This is a genomic window from Roseofilum sp. SBFL, from assembly GCF_017746885.1.
Lineage (GTDB): Bacteria > Cyanobacteriota > Cyanobacteriia > Cyanobacteriales > Desertifilaceae > Roseofilum.
Window position 1 is genome coordinate 1 of record NZ_JAGHZH010000065.1, and the last position, 25,056, is coordinate 25,056.

Consider the following 25,056-nt stretch of genomic DNA (forward strand, 5'->3'; position numbering starts at 1 on the left):
GATTTGAATAAAATTGAACACTTTTGGGAGCGGCTGAAGAAGGAGGTGGGAAAACTCAAGAACCAGTGTGAATCCCTTTATGATGCCATCATAGAAGCTTTTAAGATACTGTCCTAACGCTCCCTTTCTTTGCTATATTACTGCTACCCTTAATCCTCACTCTGAAACGATAAGTGTCTGTCGTACATCCATAACCCCTATTTTCAGAATGTCGAGCGCGAAATCTTACAGTACCACCACAAGCTGATTCACCAGAAAGTTCTGTTGTCGCACTTTGGAAATGAGGATTTACAATTGTTACAGCAGTAGCATCACAAGCAGGTTCTGTAAAAGTTACTTCAATAATAGATTCCTCATTAACTTGTACTTTGTTTGGTGTAGCTGTCGCTTTCATTGATGGGTGCTGTGCTGCGTTTGCTGTTTGGCTTCTATTTTGATTATCCGCTTCAGCTTGACAAAATTTTCGGGCTTTATTAAGTCGATAATTATCATAATTACTTTCTATTTTAGCATTGTCCAGCCATGTATTAAAAGCGGCTGAGAGAAAACCAAAAGCGCTGGCAATTAGAACTCTTGCAGTTCCACCAGTAGATAATCCAAGGAAAGTTCCAGCAGCAATTAAAATGCCCTGGTAAGCTAACCTTACATTATTTTCGACAATTTCATCCTGTTTAATGTATTTGTCGACACATTCTTCCATGTTTTGTTTAACATGAGCTATATAGTTAATCTTATCCGAATTACTCTGGTTTGTAGATTGGGATTGAGATATTGGAATATTCTCTGTTTGTCCATTAGGCAAAGTAACCATAACTGAGTCTTGTCTAATAAGAACTATCGTCTTGTCAGCTAATTCTGCTTTAGCCAGATAAGAATCATCAAAGTATATTTTTATGTTTTTACCCCTGGTATCGCTAATATTTGGAATATTATTTAGCCAAATTTCCAAAATTTTAAATTCTGCTGAATTAGGAGATGTAGTAATGTAAACTTCTTCAAGACCTGTAGACGGAGACTGAAAAACAATTTTCCGCCTATCAGAACCAATAATAGTATGACTAACAAAAGTCAAGTCTCCAGAAGATTGAATTGATTGAGTCTCGCCAAAATCTGGTCGAATATAGCGCTTTGCGCTAGGGAATAGGGAATAGGGAATAGGGAATAGGCTTTTGGTACATAGCTTTGAGGATTCAACACTGTCCCTCATAACAGCGCAAAGCGCTGTATAATCCGGCCCGGCATCCTGTGGAAATGCTGGTACAGGTTGACTATTCCCAGGAGGGGGTGCAACGGGAGGAGTATCAAATTCCCTGGAGCGCTGGGCTAAAAGAATTTCCTGAACCATGGCAGGGGTTGCGGCAACGGTTTTTCCAGAATACTTGGCTACTGTCGCCATGCATAGCCCGGAGTCAGCGCCTAAAAGTCCGCAGAGGATAACCGCTAATAGGCGATTAATCCAACTGCCATGGGCGAAAATGAACCCGAAAAAGCTGAGTATTCCTAATATGAACCAACGGTGTTTAGACATGATTTTGTCCTCGATAATAAGGGATGGTGTTGATTGATTTTTGGGGTTTATTGGTGGGGTGAGGGCGGGTTTAGGGAGATTTGGGTTAGGTTTCCTAGATTTGGGTATAACCCGCCCCTACGGGATGGATGGGGATTAGCGGCCGATAATGCCTCGAATTCCCCTGAATACACCAATACCTCGATTAATGGTGTCGAATGTGCGGTTTACATCATCGATGGTGTCTCGCTCATCTGGGGGTTGAGCGACGTACACTTCACCGAGTTCGGGTGCGGGGGAGTTGTCTACTTGGACGCTGAGATAAATGCCTGCTTGGGGGGCAAGACGCAAGAAGGTACTGACGGGAATGGCATAGTTGAAGCCAGTTTTAATATGTCCTGCTACGGTCAATGCTTCCTGGCTGAATCCTGCCTCTTGTAAGGATTCTATATCCTCTTTCTCCCCCATACCATGAATGCCGACAACACGACCGGCAGCGTCTAAAACCGGGCCTCCACTCATACCGCCGCGAGTGACATTGGTATAGGTCATGCTATACCCTAAATAAGCTTGGGATAAGTAGCCAGAAATACGACCATCTGTAAATTGGCGAGTAGTTCCTCCTGTTTGTTGTCCGGAAGCTCCTGGCTTTGGCCAACCGGAAACAAAAACATCTTGACCTTCTGAGGTTTCGGCTGTCCCCAGTTTGGCGACTTGATACTCTTTGTCGCTGGTAAATTCAATGACGGCTAAATCCACATCAGGGAGTTTTTGAACCTTGCTATAGTCAATTTCATAGGCCTGTTGATCGGAAGTAATTAAACCATATTCACCCTGCCGAGCAACGACATGATGGGCGGTGAGAACGGAGTAGGTATTACCGTTGCGAGCGATGATGAATCGCGATCCGTGGGATTGTTCGCTACGAATTAGAACGGTGATTTCTCTGGCGATGTTGTTGACTTCGCGTCCGGTGAGAGCGACGGAAGGTTGAGGGATGGCGATGACTAGGGCGCTGGCGATCGCCCCTCCGCCTAAAATAGCCTGAAGCTGTTGGTAGGTTCTCATGATGCTTTCTCCATAATATGAGGTCATTTGGTTTGGTTTTTCGGTGGTCGGAGGGGATGGTATACCGGGATTTTGGGTGGGGGGCGGGTTTAGGACATTGATTGGTGAGTGTCCTAGATTTGGGTATAACCCGCCCCTACGGATGGTATACCGGATTTTTGGCACGTGTTCACCAATAGAGGGGTTGAGGTCTTTGCCTGGGATAGGGACGGGTGGCACGATAGGTATCGATGGGGATGCCCCAACTGGCTTGTAATATTTGTTCTAACAAGGCTGGAGATGGGGCGGTTCCGTCCTCGAAAATATAGACCCCGAAGCCGGGATCGCGATTGGCTAAACGGCCGTTGATACCCAGCAATAAACCGCGATCGCTAAAAATCGGGCCGCCACTCATGCCCGACTCGATGCGGTTGGTATAGCCCAAACGATACCCTTGAGCGAGAGATTTATTCAGTACCAGGGAAACAGTCCCCCAAGTCAACCGAAAAGCTCGTACCCCTAAATCGAAGGTGGGTTGCACGGTTCCCCAGTGATACATGGGAAATCCGGCGGCATAAACGGGTTCTCCGACGGTGGCTGGATAGGGACTCAAGGGCGCAACTTCATAGGGCAAGCGACTGGAAAACCGAGCGATCGCCATATAGCGCTTTGCGCTAGGGAATAGGTAATAGGGAATAGGGAATAGGGTTGTGGTATATGGCTTTAAGGATTCAATACTGTCCCTCATAGCAGCGCAAAGCGCTGTATCTGCACCGCCCAATTGTTGGGGAGCCTCCAGTAGAGGGTATTGCTGTCCATCTACGGTGAGAATCGAGGGGCGATCGCTAAAGGCAAACACATGCCAGTTGGTCAACAGGGTATAAATATTGCCCTGGCGCTGCACCAGAATACCGGAACCTGACGATCGCGAGGTTAAAATCCGGACGGAGGTCAATCGCGCTAATTGCTCCACATCTATGGGAACCGGGGTAATCTCCTGTGCTGTCACGGATGCCATTAACTTTGAGCTGGCGATCGCTCCCAAAGCGGCGATCGTACCTGTGCCCACCAGAGACAAAAACCTACGTCGATTCTTCATTTGTGCCCATCCCATTGTCCATAACATCAACCCCGTAAACCCTTCCCCACAAAACCCATAACCCCGTAGGGGCGGGTTAACCCCAAATCTACGATACCCACAAATCAATGATGTAAACCCGCCCCCACCAGACCTATCTCCCACGGAATTATGATGATTTTGACATCGGGTTGGGCGGGTTTACAACGGTTATCGGTGGGATTCCTAAATGGTTGGTTAACCCGCCCCTACAACCCACCAAACCCCGTAGGGGCGGGTTAACCCCAAATCTGTGATACCCACAAATCAATGATGTAAACCCACCTCCATCTCACCGATCGCCCCATGGGGTTGGGCGGGTTCACAAAGGCGATCGGTAGGATTCCTAAATGGTTGGTTAACCCGCCCCTACAACCCGCCAAACCCCGTAGGGGCGGGTTATACCCAAATCTGTGATACCCACCGATCAATTCTGTAAACCCGCCCTGCCCTCATCCCCCAGCCCCTTCTCCCACGGGAGAAGGGGAGAAAGTCCCTCTCCCAGTGGGAGAGGGATTTAGGGAGAGGGCAAAAAATGCGGCCCTACAATTCCCGCATTCCACCCGAATTACTCGGAGGGGGAGCCACCGGTTGAGCAGGGGCAACCGGTTGGGGACTCGGAGCAACGGGGTTAGAGGGTTGGGTAACCGGAGCCGCAGGAGCGCTATCATCGCCCAGGCGATCGCGCAGATCAATATAGGGAGCCGAAGGTTGGGTACTCTCAAACAAGGATGGGGTAGCCGCTTGCCCTTCGCGCCATGCCAAGAAATTGTAGAGAGTGGCGATCGGATCTTGACCTGCTTTCAGGGTGTAAATCAGGTTTTCACACCGTCCATTCACCTGACTGGCAGTGCAAATCACATTCTGATTATTCATCCGTCCCACCGTAATAAATTGCAATTGGCGATTGCGACGATAGGTTTCCAGACGAGAACTGACTTCCTGACAGCGACGCTCAGGAGTATACCCGGAACCGGAGAAGGCATCAGAAGTCCAATAGATCCAAGGTTCAACGCCTCCCTGCCGATTTTGGTAGAGGGTTGCAGGCGCTCCGGAAGAGGTGGCACACCAGAAGCCAGACTGTCCAGGAGCGGGTTGTCCGTGAGATTGAGTGCCAATCATTGCTGTCGAGAGGGCGATCGCGCCCGCCGTCAGGATTTGTATTACAGATAACTTTTTCATCTCCTTATTTCTCCTAAAAACATAAATCTATTGTAAATTTCTATGCTTTATTTGTAAGTATAATTTGGTAGTATTTAGTAGCGTTCGGTGCAACTTAACAAAAAGTTAAAATCCTCTCAAGAACTGTCCTTAGCCTCGCGATCTTCCAAGTAGCGCTCTAGGGTGCCGCGAATGTTATTTTTCTGAATCTCTTCTCCAAAAACCAGAGATAACCTTTTCCACAACTGAGCGCCAACCCGCTTCAGTTGCTCCTGACTTCTCGGTATCTCTTTACTCATTTCTCTATAAGAGATTCCCTGTAGGCAGCTCATTAACACCTGTCGCTCGATATCTGTCAGGTGTTGCTCTGTTTGGCGATAAAGTTTGGTATCTGCAACCCGTAGCAATTGTTTGGTATTCATTCATCCCGAATTTGAGATCTTCTATAGATCTCTCTGAAAAATCCGGGTGACTTTATGCAAATTGGCAGAAAGTTGTTATAAATTTTAATGTTAATTCGATTTTCAGTAACGTTTTATTGCGTTTTGTCAATTATTCATTACTCATTAATTTCAAGACCGGCGGCTCGTAATTGGGCGGCTAGGCGATCGGCTCGCGATCGTTCAGAATCGGCTCGTTGTCGTTCAGCATCAGCCCGTTGCCGTTCTTGCTCCACTTTTTCTGTCCCCCACAGCAAGAGATTGTCCTGTTCATCCCACCAACGTAGCCAATAGCTCTCTAAGTTTTCTCGACACCCTTGCCACACTCCTAGATATAAACCCATTTCTGGTATCCAAAATCGCCCTTCTAGATTAGGTGACTTCAGATCGTAGCGTTGCTGGTTGCCCAAACAATAGAGTTCTAATTCTCCCGTTTTTGGGTCAAAAATGCCGTAGTTGGGCACTTGCAAGATTTGCTCGTAATAGAAATACTTACCTGGGGGATAGGTGGATTTTATCGAATATTCCCCCCCGTCAGTATCCGATAAAAATTCTAGGACAAGAACAGGTCGATCGCCTTGTAAGTTTGGGGTATAACTGCGGATCACCTCTGGACGCTCAACTCGGATTTGGGGGATATAAGCCCAATCAGGAGCTTTAACCACCATTTTGCCATTGACAGTAGCACAGATGCCATAGTTGGTTGGCGTTAGGGCACTTTCAGGTAATTTTCCCGCTTGGTCTAAACTCTCAGTTAGGGCAGCAGCTAGGGCGGGTTGATGAATATTATCCACAGGATCGTCAGGGAGTTGGAAGTCGTCCGGTAGTTTTTCCCAAGTAATTTTGTAGGCTGAGGAAGTGGCTAACATACTTTCTAGTACTGGGAAGGGTCAATGTTGATTATTTTATCAGGTTTGGATGGGGAATAGGGAGACGCGGGGACGCGCAGAATGAGATAATTCTAGAATATTTCGGGCTATCAGAATTTATGGGGGACAATATCGCGATCGCCAATTCACTACATGGCTCAGGGATTTTCACACAAAGCAGCAGAGCGGGAATGCTGATGGTGCAAATAATCTTTTAGCCAGGCACAGCCGCGATCGAACCAATAGTCTAAATCATAATTAAACCGCCAAAGTCTAACGGTACCATCATGACTTGCAGAGGCAATCCATTGACCATCAGGGCTAAAACTAACCTCATTGAGCCAATCCGTATGGCCTTCTAATGTCATGATTTCTTCTCCATTAAGTCGGGAAATTTTTACAGTTTTATCATCACTGGCAGAAGCAATCATTTGACCATCAGGACTGAAGCTGACGCTAATCACTGGAGCGGTATGATTTTCAAATGTATTGACTAATGTCCCATCTAATTTCCAAAGTTTCACAGTTTTATCTCGACTTCCGGAGGCTAGCAAATTGCCATCGGGACTAAAACTGACACTGAAAATCGTACTTTTATGACCTCTAAATGTTGCCAATTCCGAGCCATCTAATGTCCAAATTTTAATCAGATTTTCATTTCCGGCAGAAGCAATCAATTGCCCATTTGGACTAAAATGAACCGCTTGTACGCCCTCACTATGACCCGAAAAGGTAGCAATATTTTTTCCGTTTAGATCCCATAATTTGACAGTTCGATCTAAGCTGGCAGAGGCAATAGTTTGACCATCTGGACTAAAATCGACATCAAGTACCATCTCCTGATGACCTCTGAAGGTACGAGTGGTACTATCGTGGAGCGATCGCCATCTTACGGTTCCATCTCGACTGCCATAAACGATCCTCTGCCCATCTGGACTCACATCAAGTCCATAGATTCTCTCTTGCTCTTGCACTAAGGTGGCCAATTCCTTTCCTTCTTGGACACTCCATAACCGGATACTGCCATCAGCACTGCTGGAGATGATGGACTGGAGATCGGGAGTAAATTGAGCGGTATAGACTTTATCTTGATGACCCTTAAAAATTCTTGAGTCACTCCCCTGAAGTTTCCATAACTTCACCATACCATCGGCACTCGCTGAGGCGAGGGTTTGGCTGTCAGGACTAAACATGACACTATTGACCCAATCATTATGACCAGAAATAGTAGAAATAACTTCTCCTTTCATATTCCATATAATGATGTTTTTATCTCGACTTCCAGAAGCCAAAATTTGATCGTCAGGACTAAAACTCAATCCTAAAACTGTATCCCGATGGCCTTTGAGAGTGGCAATCTCTTGACCGTGCAAATTCCAGAGTTTAATCAATCCATTTGCATCAGCAGAAGCGAGAAATTTGCCATCCGGACTAAACTGCACGAACGTTACAGCACTTTGATGACCTCGATAAGTAAGGCGGTGTTTGCCCGTTATTGTCCAAACTTTTACCGTACGATCGTTGCTGGCAGAGGCGAGTAATTGTCCATCCGGACTAAAGCTAATCGATTCTACAGAATCTCGATGACGACGATAAGTGAGGAGGGTTTTACCCTCTAAATTCCAAAGTTTAACGGTTCCATCCCGACTGCTAGAGGCAATGAATTGACTATTCAGACTAAAGGTTACGTTATATATGCGGTCTTGGTGTCCGTGGAACGTTTTAATTGCAGAAAAGTTAGCCAGATCCCAAAGTTTAATCGTGCGATCAATGCTGGCAGAAGCCATCCATTTACCATCCGGACTAAAACTGACCCAATAAACTCGGTCTTGATGACCTTTGAGAGTGGTTAATAGAGTACCATCTTGCTGCCAAATTTTGACTGCACCATTATTTTGAGCCGTGGCAATGAATTGGCCATTAGGACTAAAGTTGACATGATAAATAATGCTTTGGGTCTCTAAGCGATTGAATTCTTTGAGGTTGTAGATAGCGTTGGCGAGACTATTGATGACGTGATGAGTAACGTTGCCTGATTTTAAGCGGGGATGCTGGCGCAGTTGGGCGGCTGCTTCTAGGGCAGTGACGAGGGCTTCGAGTTGTTGTCCAGAAGTCGATCGCATTAAGGTTCTGGCGGTGGTGGATTGGGCGATGATACTTTGTTCTAGGGCAGAGATGGCGTTATTTTCGGCAATCTGACGTTGTTTGAAGGCTTGTTGTTGTTGGTAATTGGCAGTTCCAGCAAAGAGCATGGCGAGTCCGGTGAGGATCAGGGAAATGATGGTTGCGGTTCGCATTCCAAGGAGGAAGCGGCGATCGCTTTTTTGCCGTTGTTGTCTCTCCTGTTCTAGATCGGCTAGCAGTTGCGCTCCTTTTTTATGGCGAATAAAGGGGACTAAATAATCGTGAACCAATTGATAATGATTGTCGAGTTCTCCAGATAGATGGAGGACTAAACCGGATTTGACAAAGATTTCTAAGACTAAGTTGAGGCGATCGCCTTTTTGCTCTAAGGCTTTTTCTAAGCTAGCTTGAGTTTTTAGGGGACGGGTATTGTCATCATCCGTTAACAGGTATAACACTAATTCGGCGATCGCCTCTTGTTCCGGGCCGCAATCGCGCACCACTTCATCTAAGTAGATATCGATTAATACTTCTTTGGGATTACTACCGAGCCTTTGATAATCACGCAAGGTGATAATGCCTTGATTTTCCAGTTGAGCGCCGATCAGTTGCAGTTCAATCGGGCGAATTTCTTCTTGTTCTGTGGTTAAGTCTTCAACCAGCCGATCGATTAAGGATGGCTCTAAGGGAGTGGAAGAGCGATTGGTAAGATACTCAATAATCGCCTTTGCTTCTGGAGGTGAAAAATTACCCAGGTAATATAAAATATCTTCATAATTTTTATCTAATTCCCCCAAATCAGTATATCGAGTTAATTCCAAGAGATAATAGAGATAATCTTCTCGAATAGAAAGTACAATTTTTACATAGGAAATCCTCAGACAAGCTTGGATAAAATCATAAAATTCTTGCCTTTTATTGCGATCGGAATAATGCAGGAAGAATTCCTCTAATTGATCGAACAATAAAACTGGAATTTGATAGTGTTGAGTCATTTCCTCAAGTCGCTGTAAAATAGCGCTGCAAGTAGGGCTAATGGCTCTAATTTGAAGACTAAAATCTTCTTGCCAATGATGATAAACTTGAATTAAAATCGGGAAGTAATTATTCCCTTCAAAAGAACTCAGTTTGAGGGCCGTCACTAAACCCGCTTGTAGTAAAGAACTTTTGCCAACTCCAGAGGGGCCATAAATTACCGTAAGTTTACGGTCTCGTCGTTCCATCCGGGTCAACAAGTTATCAATATCTTCTTGTCTTCCAGAAGCCGATACAATTTCGCGTGTTGTTTTGGTATTGTGTGAGGTAATATCTAAATGGGTGATTCTTTTCGGCTTAGGAAATCTACCCACCCCCATAAAAGACCGCAAACCATATTGGGCTTCAATGGAGCGCTTTTCTATCTTAAAACTAAAAGATTTTAAGTAATTTTTATCCTGCCAATAGAGTTTTATTGATTCCTCCAAAATCTCACTGTAAAGCTGGGTAGATGATTTTGGAATGCAATTTTTTCTCGCTGCTTCGAGCCGAGTAATCGCCCCTTGAAATTCTTGTAATTGAATTTCTGCTTTTGCCCTTAAAAAATAAAATCTAGACAGCTCATTTTTGAGAGTGTCTCCTGGATTAGGATTGGATTCTAATCTCTGAATCGCTTGTTGCGCAAGAAGTTTTGTTTCTTTCCAATAGTGATTTTCTAAGGCGACTTGTGCTAAATAGCCATAATCTTGAGCAAGTTGTAGGCTCGATCCATAGAATTGATGAATGCTCAGAGCTTTTTCAGTAATAGATTTGAGATTTTCCCAGTTCTCTGAATTCTGTAAAATGGTTTGCAAGTAGCTTAGAACTACTCCCATCAAGTCTGGCTGATTTACTGTCTTAAAACAGTCCAAAGCTTGGTGAAAATATTCTTGGGATAATTGATGATTAGAGCCTTTCTCCTTCGATTCTTTGACTTTAGATTTTTCTAAATAGACTAATCCCAAATTAAATAAGACAAACCCTTGTGCTCTAATATTCGATAATTGATGCCAAGACTTGAGACTTTTGCATAGGGTATCAATAGCCCGATCGAATTGAGCTTTGGAACACTGAAGTTGAGCGAGCATAAACTCAAATTTTGCTTGCAATTCCAGTGTTAGTTTAGGATAAATGCGTTGAATCTCTTTACTGAGTAAGTCTAAATCGAGGTGATGTATGGAGGAAGAGCAATAGGAGGTTGGATAATGTAATGACTCAAATAAAGTATGGGATTCTTCAGATAAAAACTTGAGGATATCTGCGTCAGAAATTGTGAAGCGAATGGGTGGCGGATTCCAACTGTTGATATCTGAGGCTAATCTGCCTAGATGACGTAAAATACCATCGGTTACCCAGAGGACAATGGGAAAGACAAAGCTTTGGCGAATTTGATCCCGTTTTTGATTGGCCGAAATCAGCAGCTCAGAAATTGAGCTGACTGATTCTAGACCTAAAATCATTAAGGCATCGGGAGATTGTCCTTCAATGGCTTTCAGAACAGCGGTATGAAACCCGGTGGCATGTTGGGGGAGGGTAATACTAAGAGTGTTAACCTGATATTCTTGGGTGAGCCGATGTAAGAGTTGGGTGCGTAAGCTGACGGAATTACAGGAAGCTTGGATCAGAGTAAATTTGCCGCGCCGTAATTTTAAGGTACGAGCTAGGGTTTTGAGCGATCGCTCATTTTCTAGTTCTGGTGTATCCTGCATTAACTGCTATTTTCAATCTAAGTCTGATACCATTTTTCTTTCATCGTCCTACGACGGATATCTTCCCCTTACCTCTTAACCCGTTGTCTTTGTCTTAAATTCTGCTGGCTTCTTGAGCTTGCCATTGCTTAAAGCGTTGGGTTTCTGCTAAGAGGGGATTGAGTCCAAACCAGCGACCGCGATGATCTTGATATTCAAATACAAATAAACTGCGCAGGAGGGTTTGATATTCCCGTTCTCCTTTGAGATTTTGTTCTTGAACCACTTGAAAGAGTAACTCCCATTCATGATCGTCAACGGCTAAAAGTAGGCGATCGCGGGCTTCGCGAATGGCCCGTTCGAGAACTATATTACTAATCGGAGGGTCTTCTTCTTGGATACAGCGATACAAAATCCCCAATAAGTTCCTCGCATGACCTCCACTTACCCAACAGAGGCGATCAAGGCTTGCCGGTTCTTCAAAGATTTGGGTGACGAGTTCTAGGCGATGTTGAGGGAAAACATCGGGAAAAGCTCTAGCAAGTACCATTTGCCGCAGTAATTCCATACCACTGGTGCATACAGTTCCATCTCGGTTACAGACGGGAACCATGGGTAAGACTTTGGGATCGAGTCCTCCCCCCAGGCGGTTTTTTAGGGTTTCACAGTCATTGGAGAAGACGAGGGAAAGGGGGAGGGTGTAGACTAAATGGCAGTTGAGTTTTCGCAGTTGTTCGCCGCGATCGACAAACAGGTATTCAGGGAGCAGTCGGCCGGACGTGGAAATTTCCCGGTTTTCCACCCGGTCAAGATTGTCAATAATGACGACCAGACCTTTATATCCCCGGTGTTTGAGTTGGGAGATCGCCACACTCAGGACTTCATCATTGATGAATTGTAAGATGCGGTTAGTTTGCGGTTCTAGATACTGTCTCAGTTGCGATCGCAACTTGGGACTATCCATGGCTCTAGCGGTGATTTTACCAATCCCCACCGGCAACGAAACCTCAAATTCCCCTTCTGTACTGGCTTTGACTCCTGCGCCTAGAACTTCTGCTTCTCCAGAAACAATGACAGGGGTTTGTAAAAAATCCCAGATTTCATTGAGAAAGGACTTAAATCCTTTGGGTTGCAGTTCAATTTTTTGCTGTTCTAAAGTTTCACTCACCTGACGAGCAATCGCCAAGAGAATATCGGTAATATCGACATCATTTTCGTCTAAATCTTGGGTGGATTCAAAGTAAATGACATAAAACCCGTCGCCTTCGAGTTCTGATTGTAGGCGGGATAATTCTGTTGATTTACCACAGCCAATATGACCGGTAAAAAGCTGACAAGTTGGTTTGTTGGGAGACAAGCGAATAATGGTTCGTTTGAGAGCCTCAATAATTTTCCCCCCGCGCACTGAGCTAAAATCGATATAGTAGCGGCGATCGCCGATCCTGCCCATCATCAACGTTTTACTGGGATCGCAAGCATCAAAAAACTCTTGTAAATCGATGTTCATCCTAACTTTTTGGTTTTGAATAAAACACAGGATTTTTGGAAGAAAAATCGAGTTTTTTGCAAAACTCCTAAGTTCAGATCCTGAATCGACAAAAACTTTGCCTCATGTCAACGCTAACATATCTTTACGCTGAGGATCGCTATGGGACTCACCCCTCATTTCCATAGTCTTGATTCAAAACCGGGGCAAAATGTCTACCAGGGGAGCGAGAATGACTTCACCATTCACACGAACCTATCTACCAATGGCAGTTATGTCAATGAGGAAAATGCGATCGGCAGTGGTTTCATGGAGATCGTGACGATAAGTAATGCAGAAACAACTCATATTTTTGAGTTATATCCAAAAGATTGCGAGTTGTTCTTTCAACATTCAGGCGGGGAAGTTCTTGAGAAAAACATAACTTACTATTAACAGAGAAATTATGGATAGTTATGCATATTCGTCTTACTTGCAAGGCTCACTTAAAACCTAAAGGAGTGTCAAGGAAATAGTGAGTTTTTACTTATCTAAACTTATTGGATTGAGTAACACAGGTCGGGGGAAATCTAGTGGGTGGATGGGGAAGATAGGGAGAAACAGAATTGGTTTTTTGTTGGGGTTTTCATTTCTCCATTCCCCCATCCCAATCTCAGGATAGAGCTTTAAGTAAGGCTTCTCCCATTTCCCGACATCCGACTAACTTCTGTCCTTCAGACATGATGTCGCCCGTACGATAGCCTTGATTGAGAACGGTTTGCACCGCGTCTTCGATCGCCAGAGCCGCTTGAGGTTGGTTAAACGCATAGCGTAACATCATCGCCCCACTGAGAACTTGAGCGAGAGGGTTCGCCTTATCTTGTCCAGCAATATCAGGGGCCGATCCATGAACGGGTTCAAATACTCCAGGGCCCGATGCGCCTAAACTGGCCGAGGGTAACATGCCAATACTACCGGTTAACATGGCGGCGGCATCGGAGAGAATATCCCCAAATAAATTACCCGTAACCATAGTATCAAATTGTTTGGGCGCTCTCACCAGTTGCATCGCTGCGTTATCTACATAGAGGTGAGAGAGTTGGATATCGGGATACTCAGAAGCCATAGCCGTCACGCGATCGCGCCAGAGCTGCGAAACTTCTAAAACATTGGCTTTATCCACAGAACAGAGTTGACTCTTCCGTTTTTGAGCAATTTCAAACGCCACTTTCGCAATGCGATCGATTTCACCTTCGGTATAGGCCATGGTATTTACGCCCCGTTTTTGTCCCGTTTCGGTCTCAAAAAGGCCTTTGGGTTCGCCAAAATAGACTCCACCAGTTAATTCACGCACGACCATAATATCGACCCCTTCCACAACTTCTCGTTTCAGGGTGGAAGCATCAATCAGTTGGGGTAAAATAGTTGCTGGCCGCAGATTCGCAAACAACCCTAAACCCGATCGCAGACCCAATAGCCCGGTTTCCGGTCTTTGATGACGAGGCAAATTATCCCATTTATACCCCCCAATAGCTGCCAGCAAAACCGCATCACTTTGACGACAAGTGTTGAGCGTTTCTTCTGGAAGGGGACTACCTATTGCCTCGATCGCCGCACCACCGATGAGCGCTTCTTGAAATTTAAACTCTAAATTAAACTTGGAGGCGATCGTCTTCAAGACATCCACCATCACAGCGGTAATTTCTAGGCCAATGCCATCCCCTGGAAGTAACGTAATCCGGTAATGCTCAGTCATAAATGGGTTTTTCGTTGCTTAATACTTGTAACCTTCCAGTATAGCGCTCGTTTATTTATAAGAGGGTAAAAATACGTAATGTAGGGGTAAACGGCTGTTTGCCCCTACAGCAATGTCTCATTCTAAAATGAATCCACTCGATCTCTACTCAAGAAAAGGAGTTAGCGACTGGTTTCAAGATCAATAGCATCAGCCACCCTGGTTCCAGATAAGCTAACTTCCAGTTGTCGGTATAAGTCTTCTGCACTATGGAAGCCTTCAATACGATTTTGCACTCGACCTTGATTGAACAAAATTACCGTAGGCAATGTTCGCAGTCGGTAGGCATTGGCGAGTTTAAGGCTTTGATCGGCATTAATAGAAACCACTTTAATGGTTTGTCCCCATTCGGTTTGGATGCGATTTAAAACTGGGTTTAGCAGTCGGCAAATTCCACACCAGGGGGCCCAAAAGTTGACTAATACCGGGGTTTGAGCATCGAGGACTTCGTGACTAAAGGCGCGTTCACTGATTTGTACCACCATAATTATGCCGTTCTTAGTATCTGGATTTCTTATATTTGCTCTTGGGATCATGCTACACCGATTTGGGTTGGATTGAGCAACACAGTTTGGGGGAATAGGGAATCGTTTCTATTTCATCGCGTCCCTGAGTCCCCGTGTGTCCCGATCCCTCGATCCTCAACTCAAATGGGAACTTTAAGGGTGGCTTGCATGAGCCAAGGATGGGCCCACCAGAGGAGGGCAATAAAGAGAAGTACGCCGAGGTAGGACGGACGGAGAAATTCTTGGAGTTCTAAGGTTTGACGGCCTTGGATAATTGCCACAAATGGCATCACAGAAGTACGCTCTTTGGCTTCTAGAAAAGCTTTGCCATAGCGGTTGTACAGACGGCGATCCCCATTCCAGACAGCAAAGAGATGATGGAGAATTAAGCCGAGAGAGGTGATTAGGGTAAAGCTTGTGCCTAACCAGAGGGTATGGGCAATACACCAGATTACTTGACCAACCATTTGGGGATGTCGGGTGATGCGGATAATTCCGGTTTCGTAGAGATGAACTTCCGGTTTGGCGATCGCTGCAATTTCGAGTAAATTAAATGTGGCTGGATATAAAAATAGAAAAGAAATCGCTGACAAAATCCAAACGAGCGATCGGACTCCTTGCACTCCCTGCACTTGCCACAGTTGTATTCCATCATAGCGATGGTTGAAAAAGTAAATAATCAACACCACGGCAAAGGGAATGCTCACTAAGGCAAAGCCTACCCGGTACAGCCTTGCGCCAATTTTCTGTTCTCCCCAAGGTCTAAGGCTGGCGAGTCCGCTATGAGCGATCGCAAATCCGATCAGTAATCCTACCATTACCCAGTGGCTTGATGGCCAATTATCAATCATTACCATACATTTTTCTTACATCGATAAAGTTTTGATCATAAAAAAGTAGTTTTTGCTACCGTTATGATAAACTAGATAGCCAATAACAGAAACCATAGCCTCAGGCTAAAGCGTGATCATTTTTACTAGAAACAGGGTATCCTTGAATCTAGCAACAAATCACTGGTTGTCTTTGTTATTCTTTCACAATTTCTAACCATATGTTTTCAGTGTCTCCAGAATCCGAATCTTCAACATCTCGTCCGTTTCTTACCTGGCAGAGAATTATTGATTGGGCGCAAGATCACTATCGCACCCGCACCTTTAACAAGGATGATAAAATTCCTGTCCGTCCTGGTTTGCTCTATCTGGTACAGCGCGGTTCCGTTCGGCTGGTCAGCGCCCAGATTAGTGCATCCACTAAAACACCCAGTTTAGTCGCTCGGTTGAGTGCCAACAACGATCCCGATAATCTCAGTCCAGATGAATCCTTTTTAGGGTTCGTGGGAGCCGGTCAACCGTTTGAAATTGTCTCCCAATCTCCCTTTACAATTTCCAGTTATGCCCACGTGGATAAAACCACGGTTTTGTGGATGTATTGGCATGATTTGGATAATTGGCCCCATTTCCGTCGTGAAGTGATGGAAGCTTTCCGTTATCAAAATCAGCGTAAACTGTTGTGGCTGGGAACCATGGGTCAACGCCGCACCATCGATCGGCTGTTGGGCTTTTTGACCTTATTAATTGAAGAGTATGGTGAAGTGTGCGAACAGGGATATTATTTGCCTTGGACGCTCACTCATGCCCAAATTGGTAGCGCCATTGGTTCTACGAGGGTAACCGTTACTCGCTTAATGGGTAAGTTGCGCTCGAAAGGTCTGATTATTACGTTGGATGATAATCTGATTTGTCTTCCGCCTTCTAACCCTGACAGTTAGAAGATTAGGGCGAGACGCTCTAACTCGATCTAGAATTTCCTAACCCCATGTTCTACTCTTTTACAACTTGCCACCTCCGGGTTAGGAAATCATTCTGATTGAGGTTGGCTTTTGAGGATGAAGGATTAATCCAGGGGCTAGTTACAGGGGTTACTCGGACTCTAAAGTTTTAAAAAATACTTGTATGCCCATGAGGTTGCCTCGCGTTTAGCGCAGCAAATTCATCGATTTAATACAGTCACAACCCAATAGGGCGATCGCCGCGCCACTTTCTTCTACGGTAAAGTCAAGTAAGGGTTCTAGTTTAGATTCATCTGTATTGGCTTGAGCTTGAGCCACCCATCTTGAAGTCAGATAACCCCGATAGTCACAGGAAAAGCGATTATGCGATATCAAATTATTTACGATGGCAACTGTAATTTATGCTCGTCCTTGGTTCAGGTACTGGCACAATTTGACCAAGGGCAACGATTTACCTATAGTCCCATGCAAGACGAAGAAGCCTTAGTAAAATGGGGCATTACTTCCCAAGATTGCGAATTAGGGATGATTGTAATTGATACAGAATATCCCCAGCGTCGATGGCAAGGGAGCGAAGCTGCCGAGGAAATAAGTCGTTTATTTCCTGGAGGTGAGGCGCTGATCGGGGTTTATCGAGGGATACCAGGGGTTAAGGTAATGGGAGATCGCCTCTACGAACAAATCCGCGACCATCGTTATCAGTGGTTTGGTCAGCGAGAAACACTGTATTGGTGTAGTGGCGATCAAGGATGTTCAAGTAGCAGTTCAGAATTGGGTCAAGCAAAATGACCCAGACCAGCATATGATCGGATCGGACTTAAACACTAGATCGCAGTAAATCTATGGCTGTCTCCTGTCACTTCATTGTTGAAGGTAACCCGGTAATTGTCTACGCCAGTCGCAACGGCAATCCGAAGAAAGTTTTACCCAAATTGCAACGATTTTTAGATACCTTTGGGCAAGAGCGCGCCACCATGGGGGAAACAGTTCATACTCCTGAATGCCTCGTCGCCCAAATTATTGTTCGCTTTGGTTTTGAATTGTGTGAAGATGATTTTTCTAATTTGCGAGTGGGTTTAAACTACGATCCAGGTGTGGATTATCTTTACAAAGTTGGGACTAATTTTAAGATTGCCGTCCTGGAACCGTTAGATGCTTATCGCAAACAACCCAGTTTAGGGTTAGAAGGCTGTCAAGTTTTGACAGAAGAAACCGGGTTAGCCCATTAAAGGTTTTCTTTAAAACTCACCCCTGCCTTCTCCTGGGAGAAAACAGGGGTTGAGCGATTGAGCTAATCCAATTAAGACATCGCTTGAATCAGAAAATCAAAATAAGGAGCGGTTTCCTGAGCTTCATCCACACTCAACAGAGCTAAAGACGCTTCCTTCAAACAGCGCATGGCTTCTGCCATACCTGCCAAGGGTACGCCGAGGGAATTATACATTTCCCGCGCCCCCAAAACACCAATCTGGTCAATGGTCTCGGTACTACCATCAAGAACTCCATAGGTCACTAGACGCAAATACCAGCCATAATCACGGATACACTGGCTCCGTTCCCGTTGACCCGCAGCATTTCCGCCAGGTGCGATGAAATCGGGTCGTCTGCGCCATAGCTCTTGAGTGGCTTTATCTACGATCTTCTTTTCATTTTCCGTGAGAGTAGACGCAATCCGAGTGCGTTTTTCTCCGGTAGTTAAGAAGGCTTGAATATTTTGCAGTTCGCCTGCACTGGGATAGCGCAGTTCTTCGTCTGCATTGAGAATGATTTGAGTAACAACGCTCATGATTATGTTTGAGTCCCTATCCTAAACGGAATATCAATATCCTGTTAGTTTAACTATTGGGTGGGACACAAGGGAAGAGACCCTTAACAAGATGAAAACAGAATCGAACTGGAAACAAGGCCAAGTCGTAGAAATAGAGATTGCTTCCTTAAGCGATACGGGTGATGGAGTGGGACGGGTAGACAACCGGGTGGTGTTTGTACCGAATACGGTTCCAGGCGATCGCCTGAATGTTCGGTTACTCTATGTTAAACCTCAATTTGCCAGAGGAGCGATCGAAGAACTTCTTGAACCTTCACCCCATGGCCTTCGTCCCGCTTGCATCGTTGCGGATAAATGCGGAGGATGTCAATGGCAGCATATTCGCTACGACTTTCAACAACAAGCCAAACAAACCCTAGTCACTGAAGCTTTAACCCGGATTGGCAAATTGGCCGATCCTCCCGTTACTCCCATTATCGGCTCTCCTCAATCCTTTGGCTATCGCAATAAAGTCTCCTATCCTCTCGAACTCTCGGACATCGGCATCTTCAAAGCCGGATATTACCAAAAAGGAACCCATAAACTCATTAACCTTAACCAATGTCCCGTACAGGATGAGCGTTTAAATCCCCTATTGGCAACCCTCAAAGAAAGCTTCGATCTGGCTCACTGGTCAGCCTATGATGAGAAGAACCACCAAGGACTCCTGCGCCACTTATGTCTGCGCATTGGTCAACGTACGGGAGAAATTCTCATTACCCTAGTCGCCACAAAACGCCGGTTACCCGGTTTAGCGACTCATAGCCAGAACTGGTTAACTCACTTTCCTGGGGTGGTTGGGGTTTGCCTTAATGTGAATCCTCATAAAACCAATCGCATTTTTGGAGACCAAACTTTTTCTATTGTCGGACAACCCTATGTGCGCGAGCAATTTGCTGGCTTAACCTTCCATTTGGGGGCAAACACCTTTTTTCAGGTCAATACAGAAGCTGCTGAAGCCTTGCTAGAGACAATCCTCGAGCATTTGAATTTACAAGGTACAGAACAAGTTGTTGATGCCTATTGTGGTATTGGCACATTAACCCTACCTATTGCTCGTCAAGTGCAGCAAGTTTTAGGTATAGAAGTCCAAGGAGAAGCGATTCAACAAGCCAGAGAAAATGCTCAGTTAAACCAGATTGAGAATGTAGCGTTTCAGGTGGGCAAAGTTGAGGAGCTTTTACCCCAATTAGACCATAAACCCGATATTGTCTTACTCGATCCACCCCGTCAAGGCTGCAAACCTGAAGTCTTGCAAACTTTATTAACCCTCCGTCCGGCTCGTCTGGTTTATGTGAGTTGCAAACCAGCAACTTTAGCGCGAGATCTTCAAATTCTTTGTGAGTCTGGAAGCTATCGTCTAACACGAGTACAACCGGTTGATTTTTTCCCGCAAACGGCTCATGTGGAAGCGGTGGCATTTTTAGTGAATAATGAATAATTAAATCATTGCCTGTAGATACTCTCTTGGAGGTCAAGGGGCGGGTTTACCTAGATCCACAATAGGCACCGATAGCCTCTCCGAATCTGTCCCTATTTTTAATTTTTAATTGAATCTCCGCTTTGGTACTACAATGCAGCCAACCTTTAAACATTTATGGTTGCCTCACCTAGAACCATAAATTAGGATCTACACTCAATCACGTAAACTCAACATTTAAGTAAGGGTCACATCATGGGAGATAATGGGCGAACAACGGTTGGTATAGTTGGTGCTTCCGGTTATGGAGGTGTGCAATTGGTGCGGATGTTGTGCGAACATCCAAACGTGGATTTGGTTTATTTAGGAGGTGATAGTAGTGCGGGTAAATCCTATGGCGATATTTACCCCCATTTGGCTCATCGAGTTAATCTGACGGTGGAACCCGTTGATATTGATACGATCGCCTCGCGCTGTGAGGTGGTATTTTTAGGATTGCCTAATGGGTTAGCGTGCAAAATAGCGCCCCAACTGCTGGAGAGAGGGTGTTTAGTTCTAGATTTATCCGCCGATTATCGGTTGACGGATATGGAGGTCTATAAGACTTGGTATGGGAGTGAAGACCGGGCTGATTATGAGGTATTATCGAAGGCGGTATATGGCTTACCGGAAATCTACCGCGATCGCATCCCCCATACGAATCTGATAGCTTGTCCAGGATGCTATACAACCAGTAGTTTACTGGCGATCGCTCCCCTACTCAAGCAAGGATTAATTGAACCCGATACCCTCATTGTTGACGCTAAGTCGGGAACATCGGGAGGGGGAAGACAAGGTAAAATCAATCTCCTTTTAGCAGAAGCAGATAGTTCTCTGGCCGCCTATGGGGTGACCCGTCACCGCCATACCCCAGAACTCGAACAAGTGTGTAGTGATTTAGCTGGCCATGAGGTTAAGTTGCAATTTACTCCCCACTTGATTCCTATGGTACGAGGAATTTTAGCCACAGTTTACGCTACTCTCCGCGACCCTGGTTTAGTCCGAGAAGATATACGCACGATTTACAGTGTATTCTATCAAAATTCCCCTTGGGTGCGGGTTCTGCCCAATGGAACTTATCCACAAACGAAGTGGGCTTGTGATACTAATCTTTGTTATCTCGGCTTAGAAGTGGATGCGCGCACTAATCGGGTGATTGTTATGTCGGCAATTGATAATCTGATTAAGGGTCAAGCCGGACAAGCTATTCAATGTCTGAATCTGATCAAGGGTTGGCAGGAAACCTTGGGTTTACCCAAGTTAACCTTTTATCCCTAATAGCAATCTCTCCTGGAGAGGTAAGACCAGGCAAGGGGCTGGGGGGCCCCTTGTTGAGCAACGGGTAACGGTTTGAGGGAGAGTGAAGACACTCTCTATTGCAATAGTATCTATTGCTAGAGTGCCTCAAAACATTAACCGTCCCAACTTGATGAGTTCGCTGCTATACTAATCAATTTCAATCGATTGGGGGCCAGAAGTGCTATTGGTCTCGGTTTCTGGAGTGCTGATTTGTTGATCGAGCCAGGTTTTAATGGGATCTTCAGATAAGTTGAGTTGCAAAAGACCCGAACAGAATCCGCCAAAAAACGCTACGGGTTGTTGGGTGAGTTCCTGAAAAATCGGCGTGAGTTGATCGAACATGGTTCAAGAAGAATAGGCTGTATGGTGCTATTGGGATTTTAGCGTGTTGTTTACCAAAATTTACAAATTCCCACCCCAGCCTATGACTTAGGGGTAGCGCTATCCGTTATCTTTCTGATATACTTTCTAAGGAATTGACCAAATCTATGATGTAATTACGGTCTAAAATAAATTCCTGCGATCGCCCCCCTTCCTGTCTGTGACTTGTTCTTTGCCATAGGGAGGAAGAGTGGTTCGGTTTTGCTTGGGTATGATTCGATGTTCTGCGAGTCATGATTGATCCTGAAGTCTTATGTTATAGGGGAATTTTGAACGAATGAGACTTCTTCGTTGAAAACCTTCCTATCTATTTAGTCTGACTGATTGGGGCTGTCAATGACCAAACTTGTAAAATAGGTTTACGAGATTGCAGGACTAATATAGCGCTTCGCGCTAGGGAATAGGGAATAGGGAATAGGGTTGTGGTACATGGCTTTGAGCCTTTAAGGCTGTACACCATAACAGCGCGAAGCGCTGTATCAGGGAAAACTGACAATTTTTCAAGATCTCAACTCATCGGGATCAATTCCTAACTGCTGTAAGCGCTCGCGTAAGTGTTCAATTACCTCTTCAGCGTCATTCGCTCGTTTTTGTTGGAGATCGCGTTCGGCTTCAGCATCATTCGCTCGTTTTTGTTGGAGATCGCGTTCTAATTCAGCAGCATCAGCTCTTTGGCGTTCAAGTTCCTTATCGAGCCGCTCCCGCTCTGCTTCCAACCGTTGGCGCTCTTTTTCCAAATGTTGGCGATCGCGCTCTTGCACCACATCCAGATAGGTTCCTAAGCGCTCTCCATTAGCTGTTAATAACCGCAACTCTCCCGAAACGGTGGTAAAACTCACGCCTAACCTTGGACTTTTCCAGCCCTCCATTGGCGTAATTTTCTCCAATACTTCCCCTCTTCTTAACCACCCTTCTAGTCTATTTCCTTTGGGGTTGTAAGCATAATACTCTTCTACTCCATGGGTTTGATAAAACTCAAATTTTTTAGCCATTGATTCCTTGCTATTACTCGGAGATACGATCTCAAATACCACTTGAGGGGCAATATTGTTCTCTTCCCACTGCATATAAGATGGACGGTCTTTTTTTTCGACTCCAAATACTACCATCACATCTGGAGCTTGTCTGGAAGGTTCTTCCTGATTCTCTATTTCCTCTGAGGAGAGTTGCACGGGATACCAAAATAAATCTCCAGCTACAAACACATCGGGGATGTCTTTAAATAGAGCATCCAAACCCCCTTGGAGCATCATAATTAAACGAAATTGTATTGTATTTTCACCCACTGGCTGACCGTCACTTTCTGGATAGAGGGAATCTTCTTCCATGAATGGGGTTGCTCTTTTGTGTACCATTTCATGAGAGCCTCAAGCTTTTCTCTCCGTTTATTATACTAATTCTAGCGGAGTTTGATATAAGGATTGAATCATGATAGAAAGTTTATTTATTTCCCATGGCGCTCCCGATGTGTTGTTACATCAGCTACCTGTTGTCGAGTTTTGGCGATCGCTCTCTTCCCAAATTCTCACCCCTAAAGCCATTTTAGTGGTTTCTGCCCACTGGACGACTTCTGAACCAGTCGTTAGTGCTGTACCCCATCCGGAAACGATATACGATTTTCGTGGATTTCCGCCCTCTTTATCCGAAATAGTTTATCCTGCTCCAGGCGCACCTGAATTAGCCCATCAGATTGTACAGAATTTGCATCAAGACGGTATCGCTTGTCAGGTTAGCGAGCATCGAGGATTAGATCATGGGGCTTGGGTTCCCTTATCCTGTATCGTTCCAGAGGCTCAGATTCCAGTTACCCAACTCTCGATTCAACCCCACCGAGATCCAGCGTATCATCTGGCGATTGGGCGATCGCTCTCTTCTTTAAGATCTCAAGGCATTCTAATCATTGCGAGTGGCTCAATGACTCATAATTTAAGCTATTTTGGCCAATATCCTCTCGATGCTGAACCTCCCCTATGGGTACAAGACTTCGATTGGTGGATGGAAAAGACGCTTCAAGAAGGAGACTTAGAGCGCTTAATTCATTATCGTCAACTAGCTCCCTATGCCGTTGAAAATCATCCCACTGACGAACATCTACTGCCTCTATTTGTCACCCTAGGAGCAGCGGGCGAACCGGTGAGAGCTAAATCCTTACACTCTAGTTTTACCTATGGTGTTTTGAGTATGGCTGCCTTTGGTTTTTAAATAGAGAAAAAGATGACAATGAGGCGGGTTTTAATAGGATGAGAATCTGTTCTTTTGAAGAAACTTGGCACTGAGGAACATTTTCTATCCTGAGGTGTCTTTACAAGGAGTGGACATCAGGTAAGGAGTTTGGCAAATTGAGACCCATGCCCCCCATTTTTACCAAAGCAAATCTCAAAAAATCGGTTACTATTCTATTACTCTTATTGGGCGTTTATGTGACTGGATTAGGGGCTTGGATTAAACTTCAAACCACGTTGGCGCTGGGCGAATCTCCCCAACCAGAAGCGATTTTAATGTTGGGAGGAAATCACGATCGCGAACCCTTTACCGCTCAATTTGCTGCCGAGCAAGAGTATCCCTTGGAAATTTGGGTGTCTTCTGGTGTTGGGCGAAAACAAGCAAGCCAAGCGTTCCAGGCTGCTGGGATTCCGGAAGAACGGGTTCATTTGGATTATCAAGCGGTGGATACCGTAACTAATTTTTCGACATTGGTGGATGATTTGAAGTCAGATAATATTCGCCATGTGTATCTGATTACGTCGGATTTTCATATGCCCCGATCAAAGGCGATCGCGACAATTATTTTAGGGAGCCAAGGGATTACCTTTACGCCCATAGAAGTGCCGTCTTCAGATGATGGAGAATCCCCGCTTAGTATTGCCAGAGATGTGAGCCGCTCGATCTTATGGACTTTAACGGGGCGCACTGCGGCTACGCTTAATCCCCAGTTCCATAAACTGCGTGCCCAGAATCTGAAACAGACTGAAGCTCTATAATACTTAATGATTAATACAGCGCTTTGCGCTGTTATAAGGGACAGTGTTGAATCCTCAAAGCTATGTACCAAAAGCCTATTCCCTATTCCCTATTCCCTATTCCCTAGCGCAAAGCGCTATAATTGTTGACTAGGGCTTGGGCGCGATCGGAACGGCGTAACACTTCCAAATCTTCTGCGTCTAATTCTACGGGAATTCCACTGCGAATGAGTTCAGCAAAATTTTCATTGGGAATCATGATGCAAAGGGCATACATGCGTCCTTTTCCGGTGTTTTCAATCACATGAGTTCCGGTGGGCGGCACCATTAAACTATCGCCGGCTTGAATGCTGACTACTTTACCGTCACAATAGGCTAATCCTTCTCCTTTTAAGATATAGCGCTTTGCGCTAGGGAATAGGGAATAGGCTTTTGGTACATAGCTTTGAGGATTCAACACTGTCCCTCATAACAGCGCAAAGCGCTGTAAATGTCCCCATTGCGGATACGAAGCCGACCGAGATGAAAATGCGGCAATTAATATCTTAAAATTGGCGCTCAAACAATTATCAACTACCGTCGGGCAGACGGAAAGTAACGCCTCCCGAGAGAATCCCCTCTGTTTGGA

General features: G+C 45.1%; 24 protein-coding genes and 2 pseudogenes. 9 read left to right on the forward strand and 17 right to left on the reverse strand.

The genetic code is table 11. From position 1 onward, the window contains the following. Positions 1–100: 100 nt before the first annotated feature. The 8 genes from J7545_RS07130 to J7545_RS07165 all read right to left on the reverse strand — a co-directional run bounded on the left by J7545_RS07130 (position 101) and on the right by J7545_RS07165 (position 12,474). The gene (locus J7545_RS07130) at positions 101–1,528 is read right to left on the reverse strand and encodes a hypothetical protein (RefSeq protein ID WP_318699095.1); all 1,428 of its coding nucleotides are present in this window, start codon (positions 1,526–1,528) and stop codon (positions 101–103) included. A gap of 135 nt (positions 1,529–1,663) precedes the next feature. After that, entirely contained in the window at positions 1,664–2,575 is a 912-nt protein-coding gene (locus tag J7545_RS07135; protein WP_318699096.1) for a serine protease, read from the reverse strand. A gap of 169 nt (positions 2,576–2,744) precedes the next feature. Continuing rightward, on the reverse strand, positions 2,745–3,653 hold the full coding sequence (locus tag J7545_RS07140; RefSeq protein WP_318699097.1) for a serine protease: 909 nt from the start codon (positions 3,651–3,653) through the stop codon (positions 2,745–2,747). 561 nt (positions 3,654–4,214) lie between these two features. Beyond that, on the reverse strand, positions 4,215–4,853 hold the full coding sequence (locus J7545_RS07145; protein ID WP_318699098.1) for a COP23 domain-containing protein: 639 nt from the start codon (positions 4,851–4,853) through the stop codon (positions 4,215–4,217). 116 nt (positions 4,854–4,969) lie between these two features. Further along, complete coding sequence (locus J7545_RS07150; RefSeq protein ID WP_318719346.1) at positions 4,970–5,254, reverse strand: hypothetical protein; 285 nt, start codon at positions 5,252–5,254, stop codon at positions 4,970–4,972. A 137-nt stretch (positions 5,255–5,391) separates the two neighbouring features. Further along, positions 5,392–6,141, reverse strand: a complete 750-nt coding sequence (locus J7545_RS07155; protein ID WP_318719347.1) for a Uma2 family endonuclease — start codon at positions 6,139–6,141, stop codon at positions 5,392–5,394. Between the two features lie 158 nt (positions 6,142–6,299). Beyond that, positions 6,300–10,988, reverse strand: a complete 4,689-nt coding sequence (locus J7545_RS07160) for an eIF2A-related protein (RefSeq protein WP_318719348.1) — start codon at positions 10,986–10,988, stop codon at positions 6,300–6,302. A gap of 94 nt (positions 10,989–11,082) precedes the next feature. Next, on the reverse strand, positions 11,083–12,474 hold the full coding sequence (locus tag J7545_RS07165) for a P-loop NTPase fold protein (RefSeq protein WP_318719349.1): 1,392 nt from the start codon (positions 12,472–12,474) through the stop codon (positions 11,083–11,085). Between the two features lie 141 nt (positions 12,475–12,615). Between J7545_RS07165 and J7545_RS07170 the strand changes: the two genes are divergently transcribed. Continuing rightward, a complete protein-coding gene (locus tag J7545_RS07170; protein WP_318719350.1) occupies positions 12,616–12,888 on the forward strand; it encodes a hypothetical protein in 273 nt (90 codons plus the stop codon). A 217-nt stretch (positions 12,889–13,105) separates the two neighbouring features. Here the strand turns inward: J7545_RS07170 and leuB are convergent, their stop codons facing one another. From leuB to J7545_RS07185, 3 genes are all read right to left on the reverse strand, one after another. Next, complete coding sequence (leuB, locus tag J7545_RS07175) at positions 13,106–14,188, reverse strand: 3-isopropylmalate dehydrogenase (protein WP_318719351.1); 1,083 nt, start codon at positions 14,186–14,188, stop codon at positions 13,106–13,108. Positions 14,189–14,349: 161 nt separating this feature from the next. Next, positions 14,350–14,712: a thioredoxin family protein gene (locus J7545_RS07180; protein WP_318719352.1), complete on the reverse strand. Its 363-nt coding sequence runs from the start codon at positions 14,710–14,712 to the stop codon at positions 14,350–14,352. A 161-nt stretch (positions 14,713–14,873) separates the two neighbouring features. Then, the gene (locus J7545_RS07185) at positions 14,874–15,584 is read right to left on the reverse strand and encodes an NnrU family protein (RefSeq protein WP_318719353.1); all 711 of its coding nucleotides are present in this window, start codon (positions 15,582–15,584) and stop codon (positions 14,874–14,876) included. A 200-nt stretch (positions 15,585–15,784) separates the two neighbouring features. On the opposite strand from J7545_RS07185, the gene J7545_RS07190 reads away from it, so the two are divergent. Beyond that, positions 15,785–16,501 carry a Crp/Fnr family transcriptional regulator gene (locus J7545_RS07190; protein WP_283766109.1) on the forward strand — a complete coding sequence of 239 codons (717 nt, stop codon included), beginning with the start codon at positions 15,785–15,787 and terminating at the stop codon, positions 16,499–16,501. 207 nt (positions 16,502–16,708) lie between these two features. Here J7545_RS07190 and J7545_RS07195 read toward each other — a convergent pair whose 3' ends face one another. Next, positions 16,709–16,840 carry a hypothetical protein gene (locus J7545_RS07195; RefSeq protein WP_318699072.1) on the reverse strand — a complete coding sequence of 44 codons (132 nt, stop codon included), beginning with the start codon at positions 16,838–16,840 and terminating at the stop codon, positions 16,709–16,711. Between the two features lie 45 nt (positions 16,841–16,885). Here J7545_RS07195 and J7545_RS07200 point away from each other — a divergent pair, with 45 nt between their 5' ends. Then, the gene (locus J7545_RS07200; protein WP_318699073.1) at positions 16,886–17,311 is read left to right on the forward strand and encodes a thiol-disulfide oxidoreductase DCC family protein; all 426 of its coding nucleotides are present in this window, start codon (positions 16,886–16,888) and stop codon (positions 17,309–17,311) included. A gap of 53 nt (positions 17,312–17,364) precedes the next feature. Further along, positions 17,365–17,751 (forward strand): hypothetical protein, encoded by a 387-nt coding sequence (locus tag J7545_RS07205; protein WP_318699074.1) that lies wholly within the window; start codon positions 17,365–17,367, stop codon positions 17,749–17,751. Positions 17,752–17,822: 71 nt separating this feature from the next. Here the strand turns inward: J7545_RS07205 and apcD are convergent, their stop codons facing one another. After that, entirely contained in the window at positions 17,823–18,308 is a 486-nt protein-coding gene (gene apcD, locus J7545_RS07210) for an allophycocyanin subunit alpha-B (RefSeq protein WP_318699075.1), read from the reverse strand. Positions 18,309–18,399: 91 nt separating this feature from the next. On the opposite strand from apcD, the gene rlmD reads away from it, so the two are divergent. Together rlmD and argC are read left to right on the forward strand one after the other, a co-directional pair. Beyond that, complete coding sequence (gene rlmD / locus J7545_RS07215) at positions 18,400–19,770, forward strand: 23S rRNA (uracil(1939)-C(5))-methyltransferase RlmD (RefSeq protein ID WP_318699076.1); 1,371 nt, start codon at positions 18,400–18,402, stop codon at positions 19,768–19,770. Positions 19,771–20,004: 234 nt separating this feature from the next. Beyond that, positions 20,005–21,066, forward strand: a complete 1,062-nt coding sequence (argC, locus tag J7545_RS07220) for an N-acetyl-gamma-glutamyl-phosphate reductase (RefSeq protein WP_318699077.1) — start codon at positions 20,005–20,007, stop codon at positions 21,064–21,066. Positions 21,067–21,234: 168 nt separating this feature from the next. Here argC and J7545_RS07225 read toward each other — a convergent pair whose 3' ends face one another. The 3 genes from J7545_RS07225 to J7545_RS07235 form a co-directional block, all read right to left on the reverse strand. Further along, positions 21,235–21,429 carry a hypothetical protein gene (locus tag J7545_RS07225; RefSeq protein WP_318699078.1) on the reverse strand — a complete coding sequence of 65 codons (195 nt, stop codon included), beginning with the start codon at positions 21,427–21,429 and terminating at the stop codon, positions 21,235–21,237. Positions 21,430–21,535: 106 nt separating this feature from the next. Next, positions 21,536–21,703 carry a hypothetical protein gene (locus tag J7545_RS07230; protein ID WP_318719354.1) on the reverse strand — a complete coding sequence of 56 codons (168 nt, stop codon included), beginning with the start codon at positions 21,701–21,703 and terminating at the stop codon, positions 21,536–21,538. 265 nt (positions 21,704–21,968) lie between these two features. Then, entirely contained in the window at positions 21,969–22,823 is an 855-nt protein-coding gene (locus J7545_RS07235) for a Uma2 family endonuclease (protein ID WP_318719355.1), read from the reverse strand. Between the two features lie 73 nt (positions 22,824–22,896). Between J7545_RS07235 and J7545_RS07240 the strand changes: the two genes are divergently transcribed. Both J7545_RS07240 and J7545_RS07245 read left to right on the forward strand, forming a co-directional pair. Then, on the forward strand, positions 22,897–23,670 hold the full coding sequence (locus J7545_RS07240) for a class III extradiol ring-cleavage dioxygenase (protein ID WP_318719356.1): 774 nt from the start codon (positions 22,897–22,899) through the stop codon (positions 23,668–23,670). 146 nt (positions 23,671–23,816) lie between these two features. Further along, positions 23,817–24,449 (forward strand): YdcF family protein, encoded by a 633-nt coding sequence (locus J7545_RS07245; protein ID WP_318699081.1) that lies wholly within the window; start codon positions 23,817–23,819, stop codon positions 24,447–24,449. Positions 24,450–24,552: 103 nt separating this feature from the next. Here J7545_RS07245 and J7545_RS07250 read toward each other — a convergent pair. After that, a pseudogene (locus J7545_RS07250) lies at positions 24,553–24,828 on the reverse strand (cupin domain-containing protein); the annotation flags it as partial. A 73-nt stretch (positions 24,829–24,901) separates the two neighbouring features. On the opposite strand from J7545_RS07250, the pseudogene J7545_RS23950 reads away from it, so the two are divergent. Beyond that, positions 24,902–25,056 (forward strand): annotated as a pseudogene (locus J7545_RS23950) (zinc ribbon domain-containing protein); the annotation flags it as partial.

Bases quoted from the DNA above. Each gene is read 5' to 3' on its own strand.
- J7545_RS07130 (WP_318699095.1), bottom strand. From the start codon at position 1,528: ATGTCTAAACACCGTTGGTTCATATTAGGAATACTCAGCTTTTTCGGG.
- J7545_RS07135 (WP_318699096.1), bottom strand. From the start codon at position 2,575: ATGAGAACCTACCAACAGCTTCAGGCTATTTTAGGCGGAGGGGCGATC.
- J7545_RS07140 (WP_318699097.1), bottom strand. From the start codon at position 3,653: ATGAAGAATCGACGTAGGTTTTTGTCTCTGGTGGGCACAGGTACGATC.
- J7545_RS07145 (WP_318699098.1), bottom strand. From the start codon at position 4,853: ATGAAAAAGTTATCTGTAATACAAATCCTGACGGCGGGCGCGATCGCC.
- J7545_RS07150 (WP_318719346.1), bottom strand. From the start codon at position 5,254: ATGAATACCAAACAATTGCTACGGGTTGCAGATACCAAACTTTATCGC.
- J7545_RS07155 (WP_318719347.1), bottom strand. From the start codon at position 6,141: ATGTTAGCCACTTCCTCAGCCTACAAAATTACTTGGGAAAAACTACCG.
- J7545_RS07160 (WP_318719348.1), bottom strand. From the start codon at position 10,988: ATGCAGGATACACCAGAACTAGAAAATGAGCGATCGCTCAAAACCCTA.
- J7545_RS07165 (WP_318719349.1), bottom strand. From the start codon at position 12,474: ATGAACATCGATTTACAAGAGTTTTTTGATGCTTGCGATCCCAGTAAA.
- J7545_RS07170 (WP_318719350.1), top strand. From the start codon at position 12,616: ATGGGACTCACCCCTCATTTCCATAGTCTTGATTCAAAACCGGGGCAA.
- leuB (WP_318719351.1), bottom strand. From the start codon at position 14,188: ATGACTGAGCATTACCGGATTACGTTACTTCCAGGGGATGGCATTGGC.
- J7545_RS07180 (WP_318719352.1), bottom strand. From the start codon at position 14,712: ATGGTGGTACAAATCAGTGAACGCGCCTTTAGTCACGAAGTCCTCGAT.
- J7545_RS07185 (WP_318719353.1), bottom strand. From the start codon at position 15,584: ATGATTGATAATTGGCCATCAAGCCACTGGGTAATGGTAGGATTACTG.
- J7545_RS07190 (WP_283766109.1), top strand. From the start codon at position 15,785: ATGTTTTCAGTGTCTCCAGAATCCGAATCTTCAACATCTCGTCCGTTT.
- J7545_RS07200 (WP_318699073.1), top strand. From the start codon at position 16,886: ATGCGATATCAAATTATTTACGATGGCAACTGTAATTTATGCTCGTCC.
- J7545_RS07205 (WP_318699074.1), top strand. From the start codon at position 17,365: ATGGCTGTCTCCTGTCACTTCATTGTTGAAGGTAACCCGGTAATTGTC.
- apcD (WP_318699075.1), bottom strand. From the start codon at position 18,308: ATGAGCGTTGTTACTCAAATCATTCTCAATGCAGACGAAGAACTGCGC.
- rlmD (WP_318699076.1), top strand. From the start codon at position 18,400: ATGAAAACAGAATCGAACTGGAAACAAGGCCAAGTCGTAGAAATAGAG.
- argC (WP_318699077.1), top strand. From the start codon at position 20,005: ATGGGAGATAATGGGCGAACAACGGTTGGTATAGTTGGTGCTTCCGGT.
- J7545_RS07225 (WP_318699078.1), bottom strand. From the start codon at position 21,429: ATGTTCGATCAACTCACGCCGATTTTTCAGGAACTCACCCAACAACCC.
- J7545_RS07230 (WP_318719354.1), bottom strand. From the start codon at position 21,703: ATGACTCGCAGAACATCGAATCATACCCAAGCAAAACCGAACCACTCT.
- J7545_RS07235 (WP_318719355.1), bottom strand. From the start codon at position 22,823: ATGGTACACAAAAGAGCAACCCCATTCATGGAAGAAGATTCCCTCTAT.
- J7545_RS07240 (WP_318719356.1), top strand. From the start codon at position 22,897: ATGATAGAAAGTTTATTTATTTCCCATGGCGCTCCCGATGTGTTGTTA.
- J7545_RS07245 (WP_318699081.1), top strand. From the start codon at position 23,817: ATGCCCCCCATTTTTACCAAAGCAAATCTCAAAAAATCGGTTACTATT.